At 60.9% G+C, this 22,303-nt stretch carries 22 protein-coding genes; 7 read left to right on the top strand and 15 right to left on the bottom strand.

Annotation, left to right across the window (positions count from 1 at the left end; all coding sequences use genetic code 11):
• Position 1: 1 nt before the first annotated feature.
• The gene (gene argA / locus AO388_RS04745; protein ID WP_003367421.1) at positions 2-1,300 is read right to left on the bottom strand and encodes an amino-acid N-acetyltransferase; all 1,299 of its coding nucleotides are present in this window, start codon (positions 1,298-1,300) and stop codon (positions 2-4) included.
• 140 nt (positions 1,301-1,440) lie between these two features.
• A complete protein-coding gene (argE, locus tag AO388_RS04740; RefSeq protein WP_003367423.1) occupies positions 1,441-2,589 on the bottom strand; it encodes an acetylornithine deacetylase in 1,149 nt (382 codons plus the stop codon).
• 163 nt (positions 2,590-2,752) lie between these two features.
• Between argE and AO388_RS04735 the strand changes: the two genes are divergently transcribed.
• Entirely contained in the window at positions 2,753-4,120 is a 1,368-nt protein-coding gene (locus tag AO388_RS04735) for a CYTH domain-containing protein (RefSeq protein ID WP_058416121.1), read from the top strand.
• 312 nt (positions 4,121-4,432) lie between these two features.
• Here AO388_RS04735 and AO388_RS04730 read toward each other — a convergent pair whose 3' ends face one another.
• Positions 4,433-4,912 (bottom strand): Lrp/AsnC family transcriptional regulator, encoded by a 480-nt coding sequence (locus tag AO388_RS04730; protein WP_003432206.1) that lies wholly within the window; start codon positions 4,910-4,912, stop codon positions 4,433-4,435.
• A 125-nt stretch (positions 4,913-5,037) separates the two neighbouring features.
• Here AO388_RS04730 and AO388_RS04725 point away from each other — a divergent pair, with 125 nt between their 5' ends.
• From AO388_RS04725 to AO388_RS04715, 3 genes are all read left to right on the top strand, one after another.
• Positions 5,038-5,385, top strand: a complete 348-nt coding sequence (locus AO388_RS04725) for a hypothetical protein (RefSeq protein ID WP_003367427.1) — start codon at positions 5,038-5,040, stop codon at positions 5,383-5,385.
• A gap of 110 nt (positions 5,386-5,495) precedes the next feature.
• The gene (locus tag AO388_RS04720; protein WP_003432204.1) at positions 5,496-7,280 is read left to right on the top strand and encodes a GspE/PulE family protein; all 1,785 of its coding nucleotides are present in this window, start codon (positions 5,496-5,498) and stop codon (positions 7,278-7,280) included.
• A gap of 140 nt (positions 7,281-7,420) precedes the next feature.
• The gene (locus AO388_RS04715; RefSeq protein ID WP_002551535.1) at positions 7,421-7,741 is read left to right on the top strand and encodes a DUF2388 domain-containing protein; all 321 of its coding nucleotides are present in this window, start codon (positions 7,421-7,423) and stop codon (positions 7,739-7,741) included.
• Positions 7,742-7,811: 70 nt separating this feature from the next.
• Here AO388_RS04715 and gcvH read toward each other — a convergent pair whose 3' ends face one another.
• The 5 genes from gcvH to AO388_RS04690 all read right to left on the bottom strand — a co-directional run bounded on the left by gcvH (position 7,812) and on the right by AO388_RS04690 (position 13,186).
• Positions 7,812-8,198 carry a glycine cleavage system protein GcvH gene (gcvH, locus tag AO388_RS04710; protein ID WP_003367432.1) on the bottom strand — a complete coding sequence of 129 codons (387 nt, stop codon included), beginning with the start codon at positions 8,196-8,198 and terminating at the stop codon, positions 7,812-7,814.
• Positions 8,199-8,242: 44 nt separating this feature from the next.
• A complete protein-coding gene (gcvT, locus tag AO388_RS04705; RefSeq protein WP_003367434.1) occupies positions 8,243-9,325 on the bottom strand; it encodes a glycine cleavage system aminomethyltransferase GcvT in 1,083 nt (360 codons plus the stop codon).
• Between the two features lie 154 nt (positions 9,326-9,479).
• Positions 9,480-11,096, bottom strand: a complete 1,617-nt coding sequence (locus tag AO388_RS04700; RefSeq protein WP_003432199.1) for an ABC transporter permease — start codon at positions 11,094-11,096, stop codon at positions 9,480-9,482.
• A gap of 261 nt (positions 11,097-11,357) precedes the next feature.
• The gene (locus AO388_RS04695) at positions 11,358-12,359 is read right to left on the bottom strand and encodes an extracellular solute-binding protein (protein WP_003432198.1); all 1,002 of its coding nucleotides are present in this window, start codon (positions 12,357-12,359) and stop codon (positions 11,358-11,360) included.
• 116 nt (positions 12,360-12,475) lie between these two features.
• Complete coding sequence (locus tag AO388_RS04690) at positions 12,476-13,186, bottom strand: Crp/Fnr family transcriptional regulator (RefSeq protein ID WP_032609276.1); 711 nt, start codon at positions 13,184-13,186, stop codon at positions 12,476-12,478.
• An 81-nt stretch (positions 13,187-13,267) separates the two neighbouring features.
• Here AO388_RS04690 and AO388_RS04685 point away from each other — a divergent pair, with 81 nt between their 5' ends.
• Positions 13,268-13,792 carry an Mpo1 family 2-hydroxy fatty acid dioxygenase gene (locus AO388_RS04685; RefSeq protein WP_003432196.1) on the top strand — a complete coding sequence of 175 codons (525 nt, stop codon included), beginning with the start codon at positions 13,268-13,270 and terminating at the stop codon, positions 13,790-13,792.
• Positions 13,793-13,846: 54 nt separating this feature from the next.
• Here the strand turns inward: AO388_RS04685 and AO388_RS04680 are convergent, their stop codons facing one another.
• The 6 genes from AO388_RS04680 to dadA form a co-directional block, all read right to left on the bottom strand.
• Complete coding sequence (locus AO388_RS04680; protein ID WP_003432195.1) at positions 13,847-15,778, bottom strand: acetyl-CoA hydrolase/transferase C-terminal domain-containing protein; 1,932 nt, start codon at positions 15,776-15,778, stop codon at positions 13,847-13,849.
• 301 nt (positions 15,779-16,079) lie between these two features.
• On the bottom strand, positions 16,080-16,403 hold the full coding sequence (locus tag AO388_RS04675) for a c-type cytochrome (protein ID WP_003367446.1): 324 nt from the start codon (positions 16,401-16,403) through the stop codon (positions 16,080-16,082).
• A gap of 24 nt (positions 16,404-16,427) precedes the next feature.
• Positions 16,428-16,976, bottom strand: a complete 549-nt coding sequence (locus AO388_RS04670; protein WP_003314015.1) for a cupin domain-containing protein — start codon at positions 16,974-16,976, stop codon at positions 16,428-16,430.
• A 125-nt stretch (positions 16,977-17,101) separates the two neighbouring features.
• Complete coding sequence (alr, locus tag AO388_RS04665; protein ID WP_046718808.1) at positions 17,102-18,175, bottom strand: alanine racemase; 1,074 nt, start codon at positions 18,173-18,175, stop codon at positions 17,102-17,104.
• A 74-nt stretch (positions 18,176-18,249) separates the two neighbouring features.
• Entirely contained in the window at positions 18,250-18,603 is a 354-nt protein-coding gene (locus AO388_RS04660) for a RidA family protein (protein WP_003432191.1), read from the bottom strand.
• Positions 18,575-19,876: a D-amino acid dehydrogenase gene (gene dadA / locus AO388_RS04655; protein WP_003367454.1), complete on the bottom strand. Its 1,302-nt coding sequence runs from the start codon at positions 19,874-19,876 to the stop codon at positions 18,575-18,577. The genes AO388_RS04660 and dadA overlap by 29 nt, the downstream gene beginning before the upstream one ends.
• A 157-nt stretch (positions 19,877-20,033) precedes the next feature.
• Between dadA and dadR the strand changes: the two genes are divergently transcribed.
• Complete coding sequence (gene dadR, locus AO388_RS04650) at positions 20,034-20,522, top strand: transcriptional regulator DadR (RefSeq protein WP_003314011.1); 489 nt, start codon at positions 20,034-20,036, stop codon at positions 20,520-20,522.
• Positions 20,523-20,529: 7 nt separating this feature from the next.
• Here dadR and AO388_RS04645 read toward each other — a convergent pair whose 3' ends face one another.
• Positions 20,530-20,883, bottom strand: coding sequence for a YkgJ family cysteine cluster protein (locus AO388_RS04645; protein WP_003314010.1), 354 nt, complete (start codon positions 20,881-20,883; stop codon positions 20,530-20,532).
• A gap of 105 nt (positions 20,884-20,988) precedes the next feature.
• On the opposite strand from AO388_RS04645, the gene AO388_RS04640 reads away from it, so the two are divergent.
• Positions 20,989-22,302 (top strand): NAD(P)/FAD-dependent oxidoreductase, encoded by a 1,314-nt coding sequence (locus AO388_RS04640; RefSeq protein ID WP_058416120.1) that lies wholly within the window; start codon positions 20,989-20,991, stop codon positions 22,300-22,302.
• Position 22,303: the final 1 nt, after the last annotated feature.

The following is a 22,303-nucleotide window of genomic DNA, read 5'->3' as shown; positions in this document are numbered from 1 at the left end:
CTTATATCGCCTTTTCGAAGATCTTCGAATTACGCTGGTAGTTGTACAGCGAGGCGCGGGCGCTTGGCAGACGGTCGACGCTGCTGGGTTCGAAACCGCGTTCGCGGAACCAGTGTGCGGTGCGGGTGGTGAGGACGAACAGGGTCTTGATACCCAGGGCCCGGGCGCGGTTTTCAATACGCTCCAGAAGCTCGTCACCACGGCCGCCGTGCCGGTATTCCGGATTGACCGCCAGACACGCCAGCTCGCCCGACTCCGAATCGGCAATCGGATACAGCGCAGCACAGGCGATGATCAGCCCTTCGCGCTCAACCACGCTGAACTGCGTGATCTCGCGTTCCAGCACTTCGCGGGAGCGACGCACCAGAATGCCCTGCTCTTCCAGCGGCGTGATCAGGTCCATCAGACCGCCGACGTCCTCGATGGCCGCTTCGCGCACCAGTTCGAACTGCTCCTGCGCGACCAGCGTGCCGCCGCCATCGCGGGTAAACAGTTCGGTGAGCAGCGCGCCGTTCTCGGCATAACTGACGATATGGCTGCGCGCGACACCGCCACGGCAGGCCTCGGCCGCGGCGTCCAGCAGTTCCGCCTGATAGTTGGCACCCAGGCGCTGCAGGTGCGCGGGCACCTGTTGCGGACGCAGTTCGCGCACCAACCGGCCCTGCTCGTCCAGCAAGCCGGTTTCGGCGCCGAACAGCAGCAGTTTGTCGGCGGCCAGATCGATGGCCGCGCGGGTGGCGACGTCTTCACAGGCCAGGTTGAAAATCTCGCCGGTCGGTGAATAACCCAGTGGCGACAACAGCACGATATGACGCTCGTCCAGCAGGCGATTGATGCCCTTGCGGTCGACCCGGCGCACTTCGCCGGTGTGCTGATAATCGACACCCTCAAGCACACCGATAGGCCGTGCGGTGACGACGTTGCCGCTGGTCACTCGCAACCGCGAGCCCTGCATGGGCGAGGCGGCCATGTCCATCGACAGACGCGCCTCGATCGAAATGCGCAACTGACCCACGGCATCGATCACGCACTCCAGCGTTTCGGTATCGGTGATACGCATGTCGCGGTGGAAGCGCGGGGTGATACCGCGCTGAGCCAGACGGCTTTCAATCTGCGGGCGGGAACCGTGAACCAGCACCAGACGCACGCCCAGGCTGTGCAGCAGCACCAGGTCGTGGACGATGTTGCCGAAATTGGGGTGCGCAACGCCGTCGCCGGGCAGCATGACGACGAAGGTGCAATCGCGGTGAGCATTGATGTACGGAGACGCGTGGCGAAGCCAGTTGACGTATTCGGGCATGACAACAAGAGCCTGTAGAAAAAATGGACGAAAAAAAGAAGCACGCACAACGGTGTGGTGGTTATCGTCGGAACAGGCTTGGCAGCACGCGCAGTCTCCTTTTACTCAAGATGCTTTCATTAACACAGGTTATGCCTGACTCACTGGGGCGTCAGGCAGTAATGTTCGATCAATTGACGTAACAGACGCACTGTAGGGTCAAGACGTGACATTTCGAGGTATTCCCCCGGCTGATGCGCACAGGCGATGTCGCCCGGGCCGAGCACCAGTGTCTCGCAGCCGAGGCGCTGAAGATAAGGCGCTTCGGTGCCGAATGCTACTGCTGCGGCCGTATGACCGGTCAGACGTTCAGCGACACGCACGAGCTCAGCGTCAGCGACCTGCTCGAACGGCGCGCATTCGGGGAACAATGGCGCATAGTCGATCTGTACCTGATGCAGCTCGGCCAGCGGCTGCAGCTTCTGCCGAATGGCAGAGCGCAGCACTTCCGGGTCCATGCCCGGCAGCGGACGCAGGTCGAATTCCAGCGAGCACTGGCCACAAATCCGGTTCGGGTTGTCGCCGCCATGAATACAGCCCAGGTTCAGCGTCGGCTGCGGCACCGTGAATTGCGGGTTGCGGTACTTCGCTTGCCACTGCGTGCGCAGGCCCTTGAGTTCGCTGATTGCATCGTGCATGGCTTCGAGTGCGCTGTGCCCAAGGCTCGGATCGGAGGAATGGCCGCTGCGCCCGAGAATATCGATGCGCTCCATCATCACGCCCTTGTGCAGGCGGATCGGCTTGAGCCCGGTCGGCTCGCCAATCACCGCCGCACGACCCAGCGGGCGGCCGGCCTCGGCCAGCGCACGGGCACCGGCCATTGAGCTTTCCTCGTCGCAAGTGGCGAGGATCAGCAGCGGCTGCTTGAACGGCTGGTCAAGAAGGCCACGCACCGCTTCGATGACCAGCGCAAAAAAGCCCTTCATGTCGCAACTGCCCAGCCCGACCCAGCGGCCATCCACCTCGGTCAGCTTCAAGGGGTCGGTCTTCCACAGCGCCTCGTCGAACGGCACGGTATCGCTGTGCCCCGCCAGTACCAGACCGCCTGGGCCTGTTCCATAGGTCGCCAGCAGATTGAACTTGCCGGGGGACACTTGCTGGATGTCGCAGGCAAACCCAAGATCGCCGAGCCATCCGGCCAGCAGATCGATGACGGGGCGGTTGCTCTGGTCCAGAGAAGGCTGAGTGCAGCTCACCGAGGGTACGGCGATCAGGGCGGCGAACTGGTCTTTCATGGACGGCAACGGCATGGACGCTTCCTGTAATCGGGACGGAACACGGCCCATCATAGGGCCATAGCAACCCAGGAATAAACCGTTTCGGGCCATGTCCTGTACACTGACGGCCTCAGCAGCCGTTCAATCATGGGCTGCGCTCCCGTTTATCCGTATCAGCGTTTGGATTCCCCCGGCCATGCAAAAAGAAACAGAAATCAAACTCCGCGTCAGCCGCGAGACCCTCGCTGCACTGCGTGAACACCCGTTGCTCAAGAAGCGCAACAAGAGTGGCTGGGAGCGCCTTGAACTGTCGAACCAGTATTTCGATACCCCGCAAGGTGAGCTGGCGCAGGCCAAAGTCGCCCTGCGCATCCGCCGCGACGGCGATCAGATCATCCAGACCATGAAGACTCGCGGGCAAAGCGTGGCTGGCCTGTCCGAGCGCAATGAATATAACTGGGACCTGAGCAAGGCCAAGCTGGACCTGAAGAAGCTCGAAGGCGATTGCTGGCCCGAGCAACTGGCCGATCTGGACAAGAAAACCATCAAGCCTCTGTTCACCACCGATTTCGTGCGTGAGAAAGCAGAGATCGCCTGGGGCCGTGGCAAGGCCAAAGTGGTGATCGAAGCCGCACTGGACCTGGGCCAGGTGGTAGCGGGCAAGCAGAAGGAAGAAATCTGCGAGCTGGAACTCGAGCTGCGTGAAGGCGAACCTCCCGCGCTGCTGGAGCTGGCCGCCGAATTGGCTGCAACGCTGCCGCTGATGCCGTGCGATATCAGCAAGGCCGAACGCGGCTATCGTCTGCTCGATGCCAGCAGCTACTCGCTGAGCCTGCACGCTCCCGCTCTGCACGCAGAAACGCCGCTGGACGACGCTTATTCCGCGCTGGCCTGGCATCTGCTGGGCAGCAGCCAGCGTCTGGCCGAGCAATACCGTTTCAACGGCCACTGGCGTCTGCTGCAGGACTGGGTCGAGATGCTCACCGAACTGCGCGCCCTGACCAGCAGCCTCGGCCAGGCCGCGCCACGCACCTCGACCGCACAACTGCGTACTGCGCTGGACGCCTTGCTGGAAGACTGGCGACCGCTGGTTCAGGCCGGGCAGGACGATGCCGATGTACGCGGTGCCGCCCACGAGCAATTCCTGGAAGAATTGCAGGACACGCGCTGGGGCGAGTTCTCGCTGAATACCTCACGCTGGTTGCTGGCCCGCAGCTGGACCACCGAACGCAACACCCGCGGCAATCGTCAGGGCGCCGCACTGTTGAGCAGTTGGCTGCCACGCCTGCTGGGCGAAGAAGCCACGTCCCTGCAATTAAGTCGTTATCAGCAGCAGCCGGAAGACCTGGCAGAGCAACTGCCCCGCATCGAGCGCATCCAGTCATGGCTGCACTGGGCACGCGGCGCGCTGGACCTGCCGGAACTGGATCGCCTGTATGGCGAACTGCGCAAGCTGGAAGAACTGGCGCATCTGGACATCAGCGACGAAGTCCTCGATGCCCGCGTGCAACAGGCAATCACCGTATTCCAGAGCCGCGCGTGGAAAACCCTGCTGCGCTTGTAAGGGCTGGATTCGTGGCATTGATTATCGTCCCCACGCTCCGCGTCCGATCTTGAACATGTGGTGCGGCGCAAATTTGTGACGCAGAGCGTCACGAACTGCATGCCAACGCGGAGCATTGGCACGATAGTCATCTTGATGCGTAGGTTAACTATCGTCCCCACGCTCCGCGTGGGGACGCCGTTCTGGACGCTCTGCGTCCGATCTTGAGTGTGCGGCGCGGCGCAGACTTGTGACGCAGAGCGTCACGAACTGCATGCCAACGCGGAGCATTGGCACGATAGTCAAAAGCGCACCTCGGCATCCGGTATGAGTTCAGCCTCCCTGGCGCAGCAGCGGCAGGCTGGTGGTGGATTTGATCTCTGACAGCGCTACTGTCGAGTTCACTTCCTGGATGCCGGGCACCAGCGACAGCTTTTCGAAGAAGAACCGCTCGTATGCCTCGATATCCGGGGTCACGATGCGCAGCAGAAAATCCACCGACCCCATCAGCACATAGCACTCCAGCACCTCCGGAAAACCACGAATCGCGTCGGTGAACTCGGTGAAGTTGGAGCGCCCGTGGGCATTGAGTTTTACCTCGGCGAATATCTGTGTGTTCAGACCGATTTTCTTGCGGTCCAGCAACGCCACCTGACGGCGAATCACGCCTTCATCCTTGAGCCGTTGGATGCGGCGCCAGCAGGGTGATTGCGACAGTCCGACCTGCTCGGCGATCTGCGCACTGGAAAGCGAAGCATCTTCCTGCAGCAGCGCCAGAATCCTGCGATCGTAACTGTCCAGCTCGATTTGCATAATTAATTTTCTCAAACAGTCTGTGGCGCATTAACAAGTCTTATAAAGACTAATCCACCCAATGATGGACCAGAAATTTCTTTTCATGCATGCAAAGATTTCCAGCATCCTTCTGGAGTACCAGCATGCCCAATCTCGAAGCCGTCACCCCCCCTTCGCAGCGTCCAGATAGCTGGTCGTCGAGCAATGCGCAGTGCTGCGCACGCTACCGTGTCTGCGCCGAAGCCGAGCCTGCCTTGCTCTGTCAGGTGTTGAACCTGTTTGCCATGCAGTACCTGATTCCCGACCAATTGAGTGCCGTGCAGCAAGAGAACCTGCTGCTCATCGATCTTCAGGTCTCCAGATTGAGCTGGCATCGGGCACAAGTGATTGGTGAAAAAATGCGCAACCTGATCGACGTCTGCTCAGTGGAGGTCGAGCAAGTCGACGCCCGCAATACCGCGCAATCCCGTGTCGCCCTGGCGACGGGCTGAATCAATTCGCCTGCTCCGGCAATTCCCGGTCGCATAGAACGAACAACGCTGTCACGCTTGGCGTCTACTCTTGTTCATCGTCCAATGACGAATTGCCTCAAGGAGCGCACATGGCAGCCCTGGCCCCCTCTTCACAGGATCGCTGGCTCGATCTGAATGATGTGTTGCGTGATCTGGTTGCCGAAGGCTATCTCGGCCAGGACGACGCGGAAACGGCACTCACCCAACGTCGCAGCGCGGTGAACATCCAGTTGCATCCCCTCGAGTTTCTCGCTTCGCTGCAGTTTGACGACCTCAAGCGGCCGGGCAAGAAGCTGGACGTGGAAACCCTGACCGCCTGGCTGGCCAAAACCTGTGGCCAGCCTTACATGCGTATCGATCCGCTGAAGATCAACGTCGCGGCGGTCACACCACTGATGTCCTACGCCTTTGCCCAGCGCCACAAGATTCTGGCCGTGGCGGTCGATCGCGAATCGGTGACCATCGCCAGCGCGCAGCCTTATGTGCGCTCATGGGAAGCCGACCTGGCGCATGTGCTCAAGCTGCAGATCAAACGTGTGGTCGCCAACCCGTCAGACATCCAGCGCATGGCGATGGAGTTTTTCAGGCTGGCCAAGTCGGTCAGCGGTGCCAGCGCCTCTGAGCAAAAAATGAGCAACATGGGTAACTTCGAACAGTTGCTCAAGCTCGGCGCCAGCGATCAGGAGCCTGACGCCAACGACGCGCACATCGTCAATATCGTCGACTGGCTGTTTCAGTACGCCTTCCAGCAACGCGCCAGCGATATTCACATCGAGCCGCGCCGCGAACAGGGCACCGTACGCTTTCGAATCGACGGGGTGCTGCATAACGTTTACCAGTTTCCGGCGCAGGTGATCATGGCGATTGTCAGCCGCCTGAAAAGCCTGGGGCGGATGAACGTCGCCGAAAAACGCAAACCACAGGACGGGCGGGTCAAGACCACCACGCCTGAAAATCGTGAAGTGGAGTTGCGCCTGTCGACCCTGCCGACCGCGTTCGGCGAAAAAATGGTCATGCGGATCTTCGACCCCGAGGTGTTGCTCAAGGACTTCGACCAACTGGGCTTCTCCAGTGACGACCTGCGGCGCTGGCAGGAAATGACCCGCCAGCCCAACGGCATCATTCTGGTCACCGGCCCGACCGGTTCGGGCAAGACCACCACGCTGTACACCACCCTCAAGAAACTGGCGACCTCCGAGGTCAACCTGTGCACCATCGAAGACCCCATCGAGATGGTCGAGCCGGCCTTCAACCAGATGCAGGTGCAGCACAACATCGAACTGAGCTTTGCCGCCGGCGTGCGCGCGCTGATGCGACAGGACCCGGATATCATCATGATCGGCGAGATTCGCGACCTGGAGACCGCTGAAATGGCAATTCAGGCGGCGCTTACCGGTCACCTGGTGCTGTCGACGCTGCACACCAACGACGCACCCAGCGCCATCAGCCGGATGCTCGAACTGGGTGTGCCGCACTACCTGCTCAAGGCGACCATCCTCGGCGTCATGGCCCAGCGTCTGGTGCGTACCCTTTGCCCGCACTGCAAGGCCCCGATCAACCTGAACGAAACCGACTGGCAAACCCTGACGCGCCCCTGGCAGGCACCGGTGCCACCCGGCGCGCATCAGGCAGTCGGTTGTGTGGAATGCCGAGATACCGGCTATCGGGGCCGGGCGGGTGTCTACGAGATCATGGTCATGTCCGACAACATCAAGGCATTGATCTCGGCGGACCTCGACCTGACCGCCATGCGTCGTCAGGCCTTCAAGGAAGGTACGCGCAGCCTGCGTCTGTCCGGCGCGCAGAAAGTCTCGGCAGGCCTGACTACACTCGAGGAAGTGTTGAGGGTGACACCGCAGAGCGAACAACGTTGATCAGGGTGAAAGCGTTGTTCCAGAAGGCCGCGCGGCATGGCGAGCCAGCTAAAGTGAACTACGCGGTACACCTTGATTGAACTAGTTCGTAGCTTTGGCTATCCAACCCCTCAGAACAACCACAGCTGGAGTAATTCATCATGCGTCTCAAGTTCGCTGTCGCCACCGTAGCCTTGCTTTCCATCCCAATGGGTTCAGCGATGGCTGACACCTTCTGGCGTAATGTGCTGTCTTCCGGTGCAACCACCGGCTCGACTTACCTGACCTTCAAGGATCACAAGCTGATCGTTGCCGCCCAGGACGACGCAGGCAGCTTCGTCGCCAGCGACGGTGGCATCCGCGGTCCGTTCCTGGAAGCGGCCATCGAGCAGGTGCGCAAAGACAATCCAGGCCTGAAAGCCACCGACATGGAACTGGCCAACGCGATCCTGGATAAGAATCTGGTCGCTGAAAACCAGTAAGTCTTGCCGATTAGCTTCGCGCATAAAAAATGCCGCTCCATGGAGCGGCATTTTTGTGAGCGGCAATCGGTTATTCGCCGATAGCGCTCTTGTACCCGGCTGCATCCAGCAGCTTGGCCAGATCGCCGCTGGCGTCGCTTGGCTTGAGCTTGAAGATCCAGGCGTCGTACGGATCACTGTTGAGCGACTCGGGCGAATCGCCCAGCGCTGCGTTGACTTCGATCACCTCGCCCGCAACCGGCGAGTAGATATCCGAAGCAGCCTTGACCGACTCCACAACACCGGCGGTGTCAGCGGCAGCGAACACTTTGCCGATTTCCGGCAGTTCGACGAAGACCACATCGCCCAGTGCTTCCTGTGCATGGTCCGAGATGCCAACGGTCACGGTGCCGTCTGACTCCAGACGTGCCCACTCATGACTTTCGGCGAAACGCAGCTCGGCGGGAATATTGCTCATTTAGTCATCCTCAACATCGGGTCAGCGGAAAACCCGCCATTAGGTTAGATCAAGGTTTTGCCGTGGCGCACGAACGCAGGCTGCACCACGCGCACCGGGTACCATTTGCCGCGGATTTCCACCTCGGCCCGGTCAGCGGTCGCCATCGGAACGCGAGCCAGTGCAATGGATTTGCTCAACGTAGGAGAGAAACTACCACTGGTGATCTCTCCTTCGCCAATTTCTGCGACACGTACCACCTGATGCGCCCGTAAAACGCCGCGCTCTTCGAGCACCAATCCCACGAGTTTGAAGGCGGTTCCTTCAGCGCGTTCGCTCTCAAGTGCCTTGCGACCGATAAAATCACGGTCGGCAGGCTCCCAGGCGATGCTCCAGGCCATATTCGAGGCCAAGGGCGAAACATGTTCACCGATGTCCTGGCCATACAGGTTCATGCCCGCCTCAAGACGCAGCGTGTCGCGAGCGCCCAGGCCGATCGGCGAAATACCCGCGCCAACCAATTCATTGAAAAAGCTTTGAGCCTCTTCGGCAGGCAGCATGATCTCCAGGCCGTCCTCGCCGGTGTAGCCGGTGCGCGCGATAAACCAGTCACCGTCATCAAGCCCTTCGAACGGCTTGAGCTGGTGGATCAGTTCGGCGCGGGCGCTTGAAACCAGCTCGGCGATACGGGTTCTGGCCTTGGGGCCTTGAATGGCGAGCATTGCCATTTCACTGCGCTCGACCAGTTGCACGTCGAAGTCGCCCAGTTGCGCCTGCATCCAGGCAAGATCCTTGACGCCGGTCGCCGCGTTGACGACCAGCCGATAACCTTCAGGCGTGAGGTAGACGATCATGTCATCGATCACCCCGCCGCTCTCGTCCAGCATGGCGCTGTACAAGGCACGACCGGGGGTTTTGAGCTTGTCTACATCATTGGCCAGCAGACGACGCAGCCAGACCCGGGCCTGACGGCCGAGCACATCGATCACGTTCATGTGAGAGACATCGAAGACCCCACAGTCGCGACGCACCTGATGGTGTTCCTCGACCTGCGATCCGTAATGCAACGGCATGTCCCAGCCACCAAAATCGACCATTTTTGCGCCAAGGGCGAGGTGCAGGTCGAACAGGGGGGTACGCTGTCCCATGGGTTTCTCCTTCCGGGCGTGGCGAAGGTGCGGGCAGACGAGATCGGCAAGCCCCCCAATAAACCGGAGTTTGCAGCACGTAACAGCTGACCGAATTGTCTGACAGACCGCACCAATTGCGGCGCATTGTAGCCGCAAGGTGAGAACCCCGCACCTAGCCAGTCTGACGGGCAGAGCGGCGAATCAGCCCAATGACGGGTAATAGTCCTACAAGCACCAGCGACAAAGCTGGCAACGCAGCCCGTGCCCACTCGCCCTCGCTGGTCATTTCGAAGATGCGTACCGCCAGCGTATCCCAGCCAAACGGGCGCATCAGCAGGGTTGCCGGCATTTCCTTGAGCACATCGACGAACACCAGCAGCGCCGCGCTCAGCGCCCCTGGCACCAGCAACGGCAGATACACGTTGAGAAACAACTTTGGTCCGCTGACCCCCAGACTGCGCGCCGCTTCAGGCAATGACGGGCGGATACGCGACAGGCTGTGCTCCAACGGACCGAAGGCGACGGCGATGAAACGCACCAGATAAGCCAGCAGCAAGGCCGAGAGGCTGCCCAGCAGCAAAGGCTTGCCTGCGCCGCCCAGCCAGCCGGACAGCGGAATGACCAGTTCGCGGTCCAGGTAACTGAACGCCAGCATGATTGAAACCGCCAGCACCGAGCCGGGCAATGCGTAGCCCAAATTGGCGAGGCTGACGCCGGAGCGGATCGCAGGCGTGGGCGCCATACGTCGGGCAAACGCCAGAATCAGCGCCACACTGACGGTGATCAACGCCGCCATGCCACCCAGATAGAGCGTGTGCAGAATCAGCCCTGTGTAGCGCTCATCCAGATCGAAGCGGCCACGCTGCCAGACCCAGACGATCAGTTGCAGCATCGGCACCACGAAAGCACAGAGAAACACCAGCCCACACCAGAAGCTCGCGGCCAATGCCTTGACGCCGCGCAACCGGTAAAGCGCAGCGCCACGCGGACGCTCGTTGGCCGGTCGGCTTGCACCCCGGGCGCGGCGTTCGCCGTACAGCAGCACCAGCACGGCCAACAGCAGCAGGCTGGCCAGTTGCGCGGCGCTGGACAGGCTGAAGAAGCCGTACCAGGTCTTGTAGATGGCAGTGGTGAACGTGTCGAAGTTGAACACCGACACCGCACCAAAATCGGCCAGGGTTTCCATCAGGGCCAGCGCCACCCCCGCGCCGATGGCCGGACGCGCCATTGGCAGCGCCACACGCCAGAATGCCTGCAGGGGTGTGTTGCCCAGCACTCGCGCAGCTTCCATCAAGCCCTTGCCCTGCGCCAGAAACGCCGTGCGCGCCAACAGGTAGACATAAGGATAGAAAACCAGCACCAGGACGATGATCACCCCACCGGTGGAGCGCACCCGAGGCAGGCGCAGACCGGAGCCGAACCATTCGCGCAACAGGGTCTGCACCGGACCGGAAAAATCCAGCAGCCCGACGAATACGAACGCCAGCACATAGGCGGGGATCGCGAAAGGCAGCATCAGCGCCCAGTCCAGCCAGCGGCGACCGGGGAATTCACACAGGCTGGTGAGCCACGCCAGGCTCACCCCCAGCAACGTCACGCCCACGCCGACACCCAGCACCAGGATCAGCGTATTGCCCAGCAGACGCGCCATCTGGGTTTCAAGCAGGTGCGACCATATCTGCTGGTCAACCGTCTCCCACGACAGCAGCAAAACGCTCAGCGGCAGCACGACCAGCGCTGCGATGGCGAAAACCAGGGGGTACCAGCGGCGTTGGGCAGGATGGGCCACGGTGTTCTCGAAATCGGGATGGATGAGTGAGTGACAAGTCTCTGCGTCATTCGTCTAGGGCGCTGGAGCGCCCACCGTTACACACCCGGAAAATGGGGGGAATGAACCGTAGTATCAGGCCGGACATACACCTTTGTGGGAGTGAGCTTGCTCACGAAAGCAACAGTCCAAACACCTCATTTACGGAGCTGTGCCGACCTCTTCGCGAGCAAGCTCGCTCCCACGAGTCTTATGTATAACGATAAGGCACTGGGTATTAAATCAATTCCAGCCCGCGCGATCCATCATGCGTATCGCTTCTGCCTGGCGCTTGCCTGCCACTTCGACCGGGAGGGTGTCGGCCTTGAACTGCCCCCAGCTCGCCACTTCTTCTGAAGGCGCCACGTTCGGGTTGGCCGGGAACTCCTGATTGACGCTGGAGAAAATCTTCTGCGCCTCAGGGCCGGTCATCCACTCGACCAGTGCCTTGGCCGCTTCAGGGTGCGGAGCGTATTGGGTCAGACCGATACCCGACAGATTGACGTGCACACCGCGATCCGCCTGGTTCGGCCAGAACAGCTTCACCGCCAGGTCCGGTTTTTCCTTGTGCAGGCGGCCGTAGTAATAGGAATTGACGATGCCCACGTCGCATTGCCCGGCATTGATCGCCTCAAGCACTGCGATGTCATCGGAGAACACGTCGGTGGACAGGTTGTTGACCCAGCCCTTGAGGATTTTCTCCGACGCTTCGGCACCGTGGGTTTCGATCAGCGTAGCGGTCAGCGACTGGTTATAGACCTTCTTCGCGGTACGCAGGCACAGGCGGCCTTCCCAGTTCTTGTCGGCCAGCGCCTCGTAGGTACTCAGCTCGGCAGGCTTCACGCGGTCGGTGGAATAGGCGATGGTGCGCGCGCGAAGACTCAGACCGGTCCAGCCGTGCGTCGATGAGCGATACTGCGGCGGAATGTTGGCTTCGATCACCGGGGAGGTGAACGGCTGCAGGATACCCATCTGCTCGGCCTGCCAGAGGTTGCCCGCATCGACCGTCAGCAACAGGTCGGCGGTCGCATTCTGGCCCTCGGCCTTGATGCGCTGCATCAGCGGCGCTTCCTTGTCGGTGATGAATTTGATCTTCACCCCGGTACTGGCTGTGTACGCATCGAATACCGGCTTGATCAGCTCGTCGATCCGGGATGAATACACCACCACTTCATCGGCAGCCTGAGCGGTGCTGCCCAGTAAAGTCAGTGTCAGAGCAGCCAGAAGACGCTTGCTTGCCTGCATCGGGGTATCTCGCGTTCGCAAAGGAGGCAAAATGGTAGTGAATCCCATTTGCTATCTCAATCGAAGCGGCAGCGGAGCCGTTACCGGATGTGTCCAGGCTCGATCATGACCGGTGATCAGCACACAGCCCTGGCCCTGGAAAAGTTCGCGACCCGGCGCAGCTTGTCCACATCGAACACCTCCAGGTGCCCTTCTCCCAGGCGCACGATCCTGCGCTCATGCAGGTCCTGGAGCACTTCCAGCAAGGCCGGCGAGGCAAGCGCGAGACGCTCCGACGCCTGAATGTCGTCCAGCGCAATCAGGCGTCTTGCCTGGCTCAACGGGCCATACCCCTCGCTGAGCATCAACAGGCGCCAGGCAACCCGCGCCCGCGGCGGCAGGCGACGCATTTTCTCGGGGCTCTGCAGTGGCAAGCCGACCTTCTGGCTGAACAGTGAGGCAAACCAGCGCCAGTACTCGGGGTGCCTGTCGAGCAGCCGGGCCAGGAATGGCTGCGGGATGTGCAGGAAGATGCTCTGTTCCAGCGAGCAGACTTCGAAACGGCGCGGCAGCCCGTCAAACAGCGAGACTTCGCCAAACCAGCACGGCGCGCTTGCAGGTTCCACGTGCCTCAGCAGCCGCTGCTCGTGGGCACCGCCGATCCGCACGCGGCCCTCCAGCAGCACATAAACACCGCAGGACAGATCGCCCTTGTCGAACAGCCGCTGGCCGGGCGTCTTGCGGCGCTGGCGGGCAGCCTCCAGCAGGCTATCCTGCAGATCGGCAGGCAGATGGGAAAACCAGTAATCGGATAGCAATCGTGACCGCCACGACACTCCATTTGTCATTTTTGCTCCCTTCTCTTTCAGCCATGCATGTTGTACAAGAAATCAGGCTCACGCCGGCCATCGTCTCAGGCAGGAATAATAATGAAAAACCTTGTCGATCATCTCAGCCAATACGCGGCTTATCACCGTGATTCGCGCAATATCGTGACGCACTTCGTGGGTATCCCACTGATCGTGCTGGCCGTGGCGGTGCTTCTCTCACGACCGGGATGGAATATAAGCGGGCTGTGGCTTTCACCGGCGGCGCTTCTGGCCCTGGGCTCGACGGTCTTTTACCTGCGACTTGACCGCGCTCTGGGCATCGTCATGGCGATATTACTGGCGCTGTGCATCTGGGCCGGGGCCGACCTTGCGCAGCAGCCAACCATGGTCTGGCTGAGTGCGGGCGTCGGGCTCTTTGTGATTGGCTGGATCATCCAGTTCGTCGGCCATTACTACGAGGGGCGCAAACCGGCCTTCATCGATGACCTGACCGGGCTGATCATCGGCCCGCTGTTTGTGGTCGCGGAGCTGGCGTTCCTGATGGGCCAGCGCAAACCGCTGCAGCACGCCATCGAAGAGCGCGTCGGCCCGGTCGGGCGTGCGACCCGCAAGGCGACGACCTAGGCGCCAAGCGCCGGGCACCGATCGTCACCAGCAACAACGATCAGTGCCCGCCTCTTAGCCGGCAAGCCCGGTGCTGTTCTGCAACCCGGCCAGCAACAGCCGCTGATACAACTCTTCGCGCAAGCCCTGCGGTTGGTCGAGCTGCATGCGTTGCAAGTGCGCAAGGAAGGCTTCGGGGTCCGGAGCATCGAGGGTCGCCTTGCCCAGCTCGAGGATTTCAGTGAGCTTGAGCTTGCTCTTCAGCCAGTTCAGGGCTCTCAGCAGATCGCGCTCCTCGGCGGTAAAGTCGCACCCCAGCGGGTACTCGGTAAACAGCGACGGATAGCGTGATGCGGTGTCCTTGAGGCGCTCGGGGGTGTTGTCAGTGAAGCGCGGATCGAGACGGAAGTCCTTGGGCAGCTTGCCAGCCTTTTGCGCCTGTTCGATCAGGCCCGATTGAAACCGTGAGTCGGTGATGTTCAGAATCCGCTCGATCACCGTCGCATCGGTCTGCCCACGCAGATCGGCGATGCCGTATTCGGTCACGACAATGTCGCGCAAGTGTCGGGGAATGGTGGTGTGGCCGTACTGCCAAACGATGTTGGAGCTGACCTCGCCGCCCGACTCACGCCAGCTGCGCAGCATCAGAATCGAACGGGCGCCTTCCAGTGCATGGGCCTGCGCCACGAAGTTGTACTGACCGCCCACGCCACTGAGCACCCGGCCGTCTTCCAGCTGATCAGCCACTGCCGCACCCATCAGGGTGACGGTAAACGCGCTGTTGATGAAGCGCGCATCGCGGCGTTGCAGGCGCTTGAGTTCTTCCTGGCCGTAAAGCTCGTTGATGTAGCTGATGGCGGTCATGTTGAACTGCGCCAGCCGCTCGGCGGGCAGCTCGCGCAGCCGCGCGTAAAAACTGCGCGGGCCGAGGAAAAAGCCGCCATGCACGACTACGCCACCAGGATGGGCATCCTCATCCAGCGTGCCCATGTTGGCCAGCCGTTGCAGCTCTGCATCGGCATACACCTTGCGCCGCACGATGCCGGCATCGGCGAGTACCAGCAGGCCGTTGACGAACATTTCGCTGCAACCGTAAAGGCCGCTGGCGAACGGCTGAACGCCGCCCTCCCGATCTATCAGGGTCTGCCAGTTACTCATGTTCAACTCGGCCAGCAGGCCGCGCCAGGTTTCGTTATCGGCCTGACGGGCCAGCAGCGCGCCGGTCAGTGCATCGCCCATCGAGCCGATGCCGATCTGTAACGTGCCGCCGTCACGCACCAGCGTGCTGGCGTGCAGGCCGATCAGGTGGTCCTGATAGCCGACTGGCATATTGGGGGTGGAAAACAGCGTACTGCGCTCGTCTTCGTCGATCAGCACATCGAAGGCGTCGACATCCAGTTCCGAGTCGCCCGGCATGTACGGCAGGTCGGCGTGCACCTGGCCGAGCATCAGAATGGTCTCCCCGGCGGCCCGGCGCTTGGCGATCATGGGCAACAGGTCGAGGGTCACGTCCGGGTTGCAGCTCAGGCTCAACGTGCCTGGACGCTGCTCGTCACGGGCCACCAGTTGCGCGACCAGATTCAGGCCGTTGGCGTTGATGTCGCGGGCGGCGTGGCTGTAATTGCTGCTGACGTAGTCTTGCTGGGCTGACTGGCTGTTGAGCAAACTGCCTGGCTGCATGAAGAATTGCTGCACATGGATATTGGCAGGGAGTTTGTCGCGGCGCAGTGCAGCGAGGAAATCGAGCTCCGGATAGTCAGCGAAGACACGCTCCAGAAACGGTTCGAGAAACCGCGCCTGCAAACCCTCCCCCGGCGTCGGCCGCCCGAGTGTCAGCGCGGTGTAGATCGTCAGCCGTCGTTCGGGCAACTCGCTGATGCGCTGGTATAACGCGTTGACGAAGCGGTTGGGCTTTCCCAGCCCCAGCGGCATGCCGAGGTGGATATGCTCGGGTAGCTGCGCAAGAACGTGATCGACGGCATGCTCAATGGAACAGGAATACGGCATCCCAGCTCTCCTGAATTGTTATTGGGTGCAGGTTGGACCGACGACAACGTCAAAGTGCTGCATGCTCTGCCGCGCAGAACATCATCGTTATACACAAGTCCTGGAACGCCCGGAACAAAAGGCTTCCAGGCTTCTGCCTGAAGGGCGTAGGAGCGAACTTGTTCGCGAAAGGGCGTGGACTATCGCCAAAAAAGCATCGATCTAAACATCATCTTCGCGAGCGAGCGAAGCGTCGCCCGGCTCGCTCCCACAAAACGCATGTACAGCGCCAGGCGCTCCAGCGTATGAACGAGAGCTCATCTCACTTCAGCCCGGACATGCTCTGGATGGCGCTCTTCAGTTCGTCGTTTGTGCAATCGCCGCAGGTGCCTTTCGCGGGCATGATGCCGATGCCTTTGATGGTGCTGGCCAGCAGTCCATCAAGGCCGCCTTTTTGCTGGGCCCGCTGTTCCCAGGCCGCTGTGTCACCGATCTTCGGCGCGTTGAGCAGGCCGACGCTGTGACAGGCGACGCAATGGGCCGCGATGATGTCGTCAGGCGCTCGGGCGGTATCGGCGGCTTGCGCATTGAACGCCCACAACGCCAGAACGCCTGCGCTGCTCAGAATCTTCCGGGTCAGTTTCACGCATCACTCATCGCAAGGGGCGGGTCAGAAATTGGCCGGGGTGGCCGCACTGATCAATCGTGCCGGCACGTCGAACGGGTTACGAAAGCGATGCGGCCGGGTGCTTTCGAAATAGTAGCTGTCACCCGCTTCGAGCACATAGGTATCCAGCCCGACCACCAGTTCCAGCCGCCCCTCGACGAGGATGCCGGTCTCTTCGCCTTCGTGAACGAGCATCTCTTCGCCGGTGTCGGCACCCGGTGGGTAGGTCTCGGTGAGAAAGGCGATGGCGCGGCCCTGATGCGATTTGCCGACCAGCTTCATGGTCACTGCACCGTCCGAGATATCAATCAGCTCGCTGGCCTTGTACACCACTTGAGCTGCGTTCTCGGGCACGGATTCTTCCGAGAAAAATTCGACCATGGACATGGGGATGCCGCCGAGCACCTTGCGCAGCGAACTGATCGAAGGGCTGACGCTGTTTTTTTCGATCATGGAGATGGTGCTGTTGGTCACACCTGCGCGCTTGGCGAGTTCACGCTGGGACAGGCCCTTGAGCTTGCGAATCGATTGCAGTCGTTCACCCACGTCCAATGCGATATTCCCCCAGGTTTTGTCAGGTCTAGTCGGTATGAACGCCATCATGGCAACAGCGTTCGATATTTACAACACTTCGACAGACACCTGACCCACTGCGGCCTGGGGCACAGAGAGATGAATCAGTCTTCGGAATAGATGCGCGGAACGCGACGCAGGTTGCAGAAGATTTCATAGGGAATGGTTTCTGCACGCTGGGCCACTTCACTGGCGAGCACCTGCTTGCCCCACAGCTCGACACGGCTGCCGAGCCCGGCCTGCGGCACATCGGTGAGGTCGACGCTGAGCATGTCCATGGACACCCGTCCGAGCAGTCTGGACGGCTGGCCGTCGATCTGCACGGGCGTGCCGGTCGGCGCGTGACGCGGATAGCCGTCGGCGTAGCCCATCGCTACTACGCCGATACGCAAAGGCCGGTCACAGACAAATGTCGCGCCATAGCCCACGGGCTCACCAACGGGCAGTTCACGCACGCTGATGATCTTCGATTCCAGGGTCATCACCGGTTGCAGGCGATCCGCCAGCGGGTGCACCTGATCAAACGGCGTAGCACCGTAGAGCATGATGCCCGGACGCGACCAGTCGCTCGGGATCTGTGGCCAGCCCAGCACCGCCGGGGAGTTTTTCAGGCTGGTTTCCGCTGCCAGTCCCTTGCGAAAGGTCTCGAATACGGCGAGCTGCTCATCACTGCAGGCGCTGTTCAGCTCATCGGCGCGGGAGAAGTGGCTCATCAGAACGATTCTGGCCACTTTGCCGGTTGCCAGCAGACGCTGATAAGCCGCCTGGTACTCGTGAGGATGCAGGCCAACCCGGTGCATGCCGGTGTCGAGCTTGAGCCAGACGGTTATCGGCTTGCCCAGGCGCGCCTGCTCGATGGCCTCCAGTTGCCAGACTGCGTGCACAACAGTCCACAGGTCATGCTCGACAATCAGCGCCAGCTCGTCGGCCTCGAAAAAGCCTTCAAGCAGCAGGACCGGCGCACGAATGCCTGCCGCACGCAGCTCCAGAGCTTCTTCAATGCAAGCCACTGCAAAACCGTCGGCCTGTGACTCCAGTGCCTGTGCGACGCGCACCGCGCCGTGACCATAGGCATCGGCCTTGACGACGGCGAGCGCTTTGCCGCCGCTGTTTTCACGGGCCAATTGGTAGTTGTGACGCAGTGCCTGAAGATCGATAAAGGCGCGGGCTGGACGCATGATGACGTTACTTGCCTGAAAGGATGGAAAGGGAGAGGACGAACCCGACGCAGGAACGCGCCGGGCAAAAAGGCTCAAGGCAGCGCGGCGACCACCGACAGTTCAACAAGCATTTCGGGCTGGCACAGCTTGGCCTCGACCGTTGCGCGTGCAGGCGCGAAACCCTTGGGCAGCCATTTGTCCCAGACGCTGTTCATGCCGGCGAAGTGGGCATTGATGTCTTTCAGGTAAATGGTGACCGACAGGATACGCGTCTTGTCGGTGCCGGCCAGGTCAAGCAGGCGCTCGATGCTGTTCAGAACCTCTCGGGTCTGCTGCTCGACATCCGCAGTCATGTCATTGCCGACCTGGCCCGACAGATAGACGGTGCCATTGTGGACAACGACCTGACTCATGCGCTCATTGGTGAGCTGGCGCTGGATTGACATGCTGTGCATTCTCCTGAGTGTTGCCGTAACGAGAGATATCAAGGCCTTCAGCACTGATACGGGGTGTCTTGCGGGCAATGAGGTCTGCCAGCAAGCGACCGGAACCACACGCCATCGTCCAGCCCAGAGTGCCATGGCCGGTATTGAGGAACAGGTTACGGAACGGTGTTGCACCCACAATCGGTGTGCCATCGGGCGTGGTCGGACGCAACCCGGTCCAGAAATCGGCCTGGGTCAGGTCGCCGCCCTGAGGATAGAGGTCACCGACGATCATCTCCAGTGTTTCGCGTCGACGCGGATTGAGCGACAGGTCAAAACCGGCTATTTCCGCCATGCCACCGACGCGGATCCGGTTGTCGAAACGGGTGATCGCGACTTTATAGGTTTCATCGAGAATGGTCGAAGTCGGTGCCATGTCCGGGTTGGTGATCGGCACGGTCAGCGAGTAGCCCTTCAGCGGATAGACCGGTGCCTTGATGCCCAGCGGCTTGAGCAACTGCGGCGAGTAACTGCCCAGCGCCAGCACGTAACGATCGGCGGTTTCGAGCTTGCCGTCGATCCACACGCCATTGATGCGGTCGCCAGCGTGGTCGAGGCGTTCGATGTTTTGCCCGTAGCGAAACTCAACACCCAGTGCCACGGCCATTTCCGCCAGGCGCGTGGTGAACAACTGACAGTCACCCGTCTGGTCATTGGGCAGGCGCAATGCACCGCTGAGGATGCCGGTCACACCGGCCAGCGCGGGCTCGACACGGGCGATGCCTTCGCGATCCAGCAGTTCGTAAGGAACACCGGACTGCTCGAGCACAGCGATGTCCTTGGCGGCGTTGTCCAGCTGGGCCTGGGTCCGGAACAACTGCGTGGTGCCCAGGCTGCGCCCTTCGTAGGCGATGCCGGTCTCGAGGCGCAGTTCATCCAGGCAATCGCGACTGTATTCGGAGAGGCGTACCATGCGTTCTTTATTGACGGCGTAACGGCTGGCCGTGCAGTTGCGCAGCATTTGCGCCATCCACAGGTACTGATCGATATCCGCCGTCGCCTTGATCGCCAATGGCGCATGGCGCTGCAGCAGCCATTTGAGCGCTTTGAGCGGAACACCCGGCGCAGCCCATGGCGAGGCATAGCCCGGAGAAACCTGGCCGGCATTGGCAAAACTGGTTTCCATGGCGGCAGCAGGCTGACGGTCAACGACGGTCACCTGGAAACCGGCACGCGCCAGATAATAAGCACTGGTTGTACCGATAACGCCACTACCCAGGACCAGAACGCGCATGTCGATGACCTCATCGCGGATATCCGCTGATAATTCGAAGTTTTAAGCAAGGATGTGCGCAGTATATTGAGCAATGGGCAGTGCTTCTCACTGTATAAAGATCTATATTTGGTGTTTATTCGCGGCGATAAACGCTTTGCTAGAGGGGAAATGACCCGTGCGCACTCAACACCAGTCAAATCGTGAGCTGGACAAGATCGATCGCAATATTCTGCGCATCCTGCAGGCCGACGGGCGCATCTCGTTCACCGAGCTTGGCGAGCGGGTCGGCCTGTCAACTACGCCCTGTACAGAGCGGGTGCGCAGGCTGGAACGCGAGGGGATCATCATGGGCTACACCGCCCGGCTGAATCCGCAAAGCCTCAAGGCCAGCCTGCTGGTATTCGTCGAGATCAGCCTGGACTACAAGTCTGGCGACACCTTTGAAGAATTCCGCCGTGCCGTGCTGAAGCTTCCCCATGTGCTGGAGTGCCATCTGGTGTCCGGCGACTTCGACTACCTGGTCAAGGCGCGGATTTCCGAAATGGCGTCCTACCGCAAACTGCTGGGCGATATCCTGCTCAAACTGCCGCACGTGCGTGAGTCCAAGAGCTACATCGTCATGGAGGAAGTCAAAGAGAGCCTGAATCTGCCGATTCCCGACTGATTGCCTGCTATACGAGTACCTGGCGAGTCGAGGCCATGTACTCATGAATCTGCTTTTCGACCCGTGGATGGATCAACTCGACCGGCCGACGGCCATTCGGGCAGGGCAGGCTTGCGGTGGTGCCGAACAGGCGGCAGATCAGCGGGCGTTCGTCATACACGGTGCAGCCTTGCGGACCAAGGTGTACGCAATTGAGTTCGTCCAGTGCAGCGTCCTGTTCGGCGGCCGTCTTGCGCGGCAGACGCGACATTTCTTCGGGCGACGTGGTCACCGGCCCACAGCAGTCGTGGCAGCCGGGCACACACTCGAACGAAGGAATCTGGCGACGCAGATCCGCTATTTTCTGACGGTTGCAGCTCATTGACTCGACCACTCATACATAAGGCCGCAAGTTTGCCTCAGTTGGCAGGCTCATGACAGCGGCTTATCCTCCGGACACGCCATCCGCCACCAACAGGACACGCTCATGAACGCCCGCGTTCAGCACCCGACTCGTCACGATCAGTACCCTGCTTCCTACTACGCCGCCAGCAGTCATGCGCAAGCGGATCATCCTGCGCTGCAAGGTGAGGTGAAGGTGGATGTGTGCGTGGTAGGCGGTGGATTCTCTGGACTCAACACCGCCATCGAACTGGCCGAGCGCGGGTTCAGCGTGGCGCTGCTCGAAGCGCGCAAGATCGGTTGGGGGGCCAGCGGGCGCAATGGCGGTCAGTTGATTCGCGGGGTCGGTCATGGCGTCGAACAGTTCGCCAATGTCATCGGCAGCGAAGGCGTGCGGCAGCTCAAGCTGCTGGGCATCGAGGCCGTCGAGATCGTACGTCAGCGCATCGAACGGCATGCTATCGATTGCGACCTGAAATGGGGTTATTGCGATCTGGCCAACAAACCGCGCGACCTGCACAGCCTTGCCGAAGATGCAGAAGAGTTGCGCAGCCTGGGTTATCGCCATGCACTGCAGTTGCTGCAACCCGAAGAGATGCACAGCGTGGTGGGCTCCTCACGCTATGTCGGTGGCCTGATCGACATGGGCTCGGGGCATTTGCATCCGTTGAACCTTGCCTTGGGCGAGGCGGCTGTGGCGCAGTCGCTTGGCGTCCAGTTGTACGAACACTCAGCGGTGACGAACATCGATTATGGCCCGCAGGTCCGGGTGCATACAGCGGGCGGTTCGGTGCAGGCGCAGACCCTGGTGCTGGGTTGCAACGCCTACCTCAATGACTTGAATCCGGAAATCAGCGGCAAGGTGTTGCCTGCCGGAAGCTACATCATCGCCACCGAGCCATTGAGCGACGCGCAGGCCCGTGAAGTGTTGCCGCAGGACATGGCGGTCTGCGATCAGCGGGTGACGGTGGATTACTACAGGCTGTCTGCCGACCGCCGTTTGCTGTTCGGCGGCGCCTGCCATTACTCGGGGCGTGACCCTGAGGATATAGCCGCGTACATGCGACCGAAGATGCTCGATGTGTTTCCACAACTGGCCTCAGTGAAGATCGATTACCAGTGGGGCGGGATGATCGGCATCGGCGCCAATCGCCTGCCGCAAATTGGCCGGCTCAAGCAGCATCCCAACGTGTTTTATGCTCAGGCCTACTCGGGCCACGGTCTGAATGCCACGCATCTGGCAGGCCGACTGCTGGCCGAAGCCATCGCCGGACAACACAGCGATGGTTTCGAGTTGTTCGCCAAAGTGCCGCACATGACCTTTCCCGGCGGCAAGCACTTGCGCTCGCCTCTGCTGGCATTGGGCATGCTCTGGCACCGCCTTAAAGAGCTGCGCTAGG

It is taken from the genome of Pseudomonas sp. ICMP 10191 (assembly GCF_001467335.1).
In the GTDB taxonomy this organism is placed as follows: Bacteria; Pseudomonadota; Gammaproteobacteria; order Pseudomonadales; family Pseudomonadaceae; genus Aquipseudomonas; species Aquipseudomonas cerasi.
Note: the sequence above shows the minus strand (reverse complement) of the source record. Positions and strands in the feature narration are given on the sequence as shown.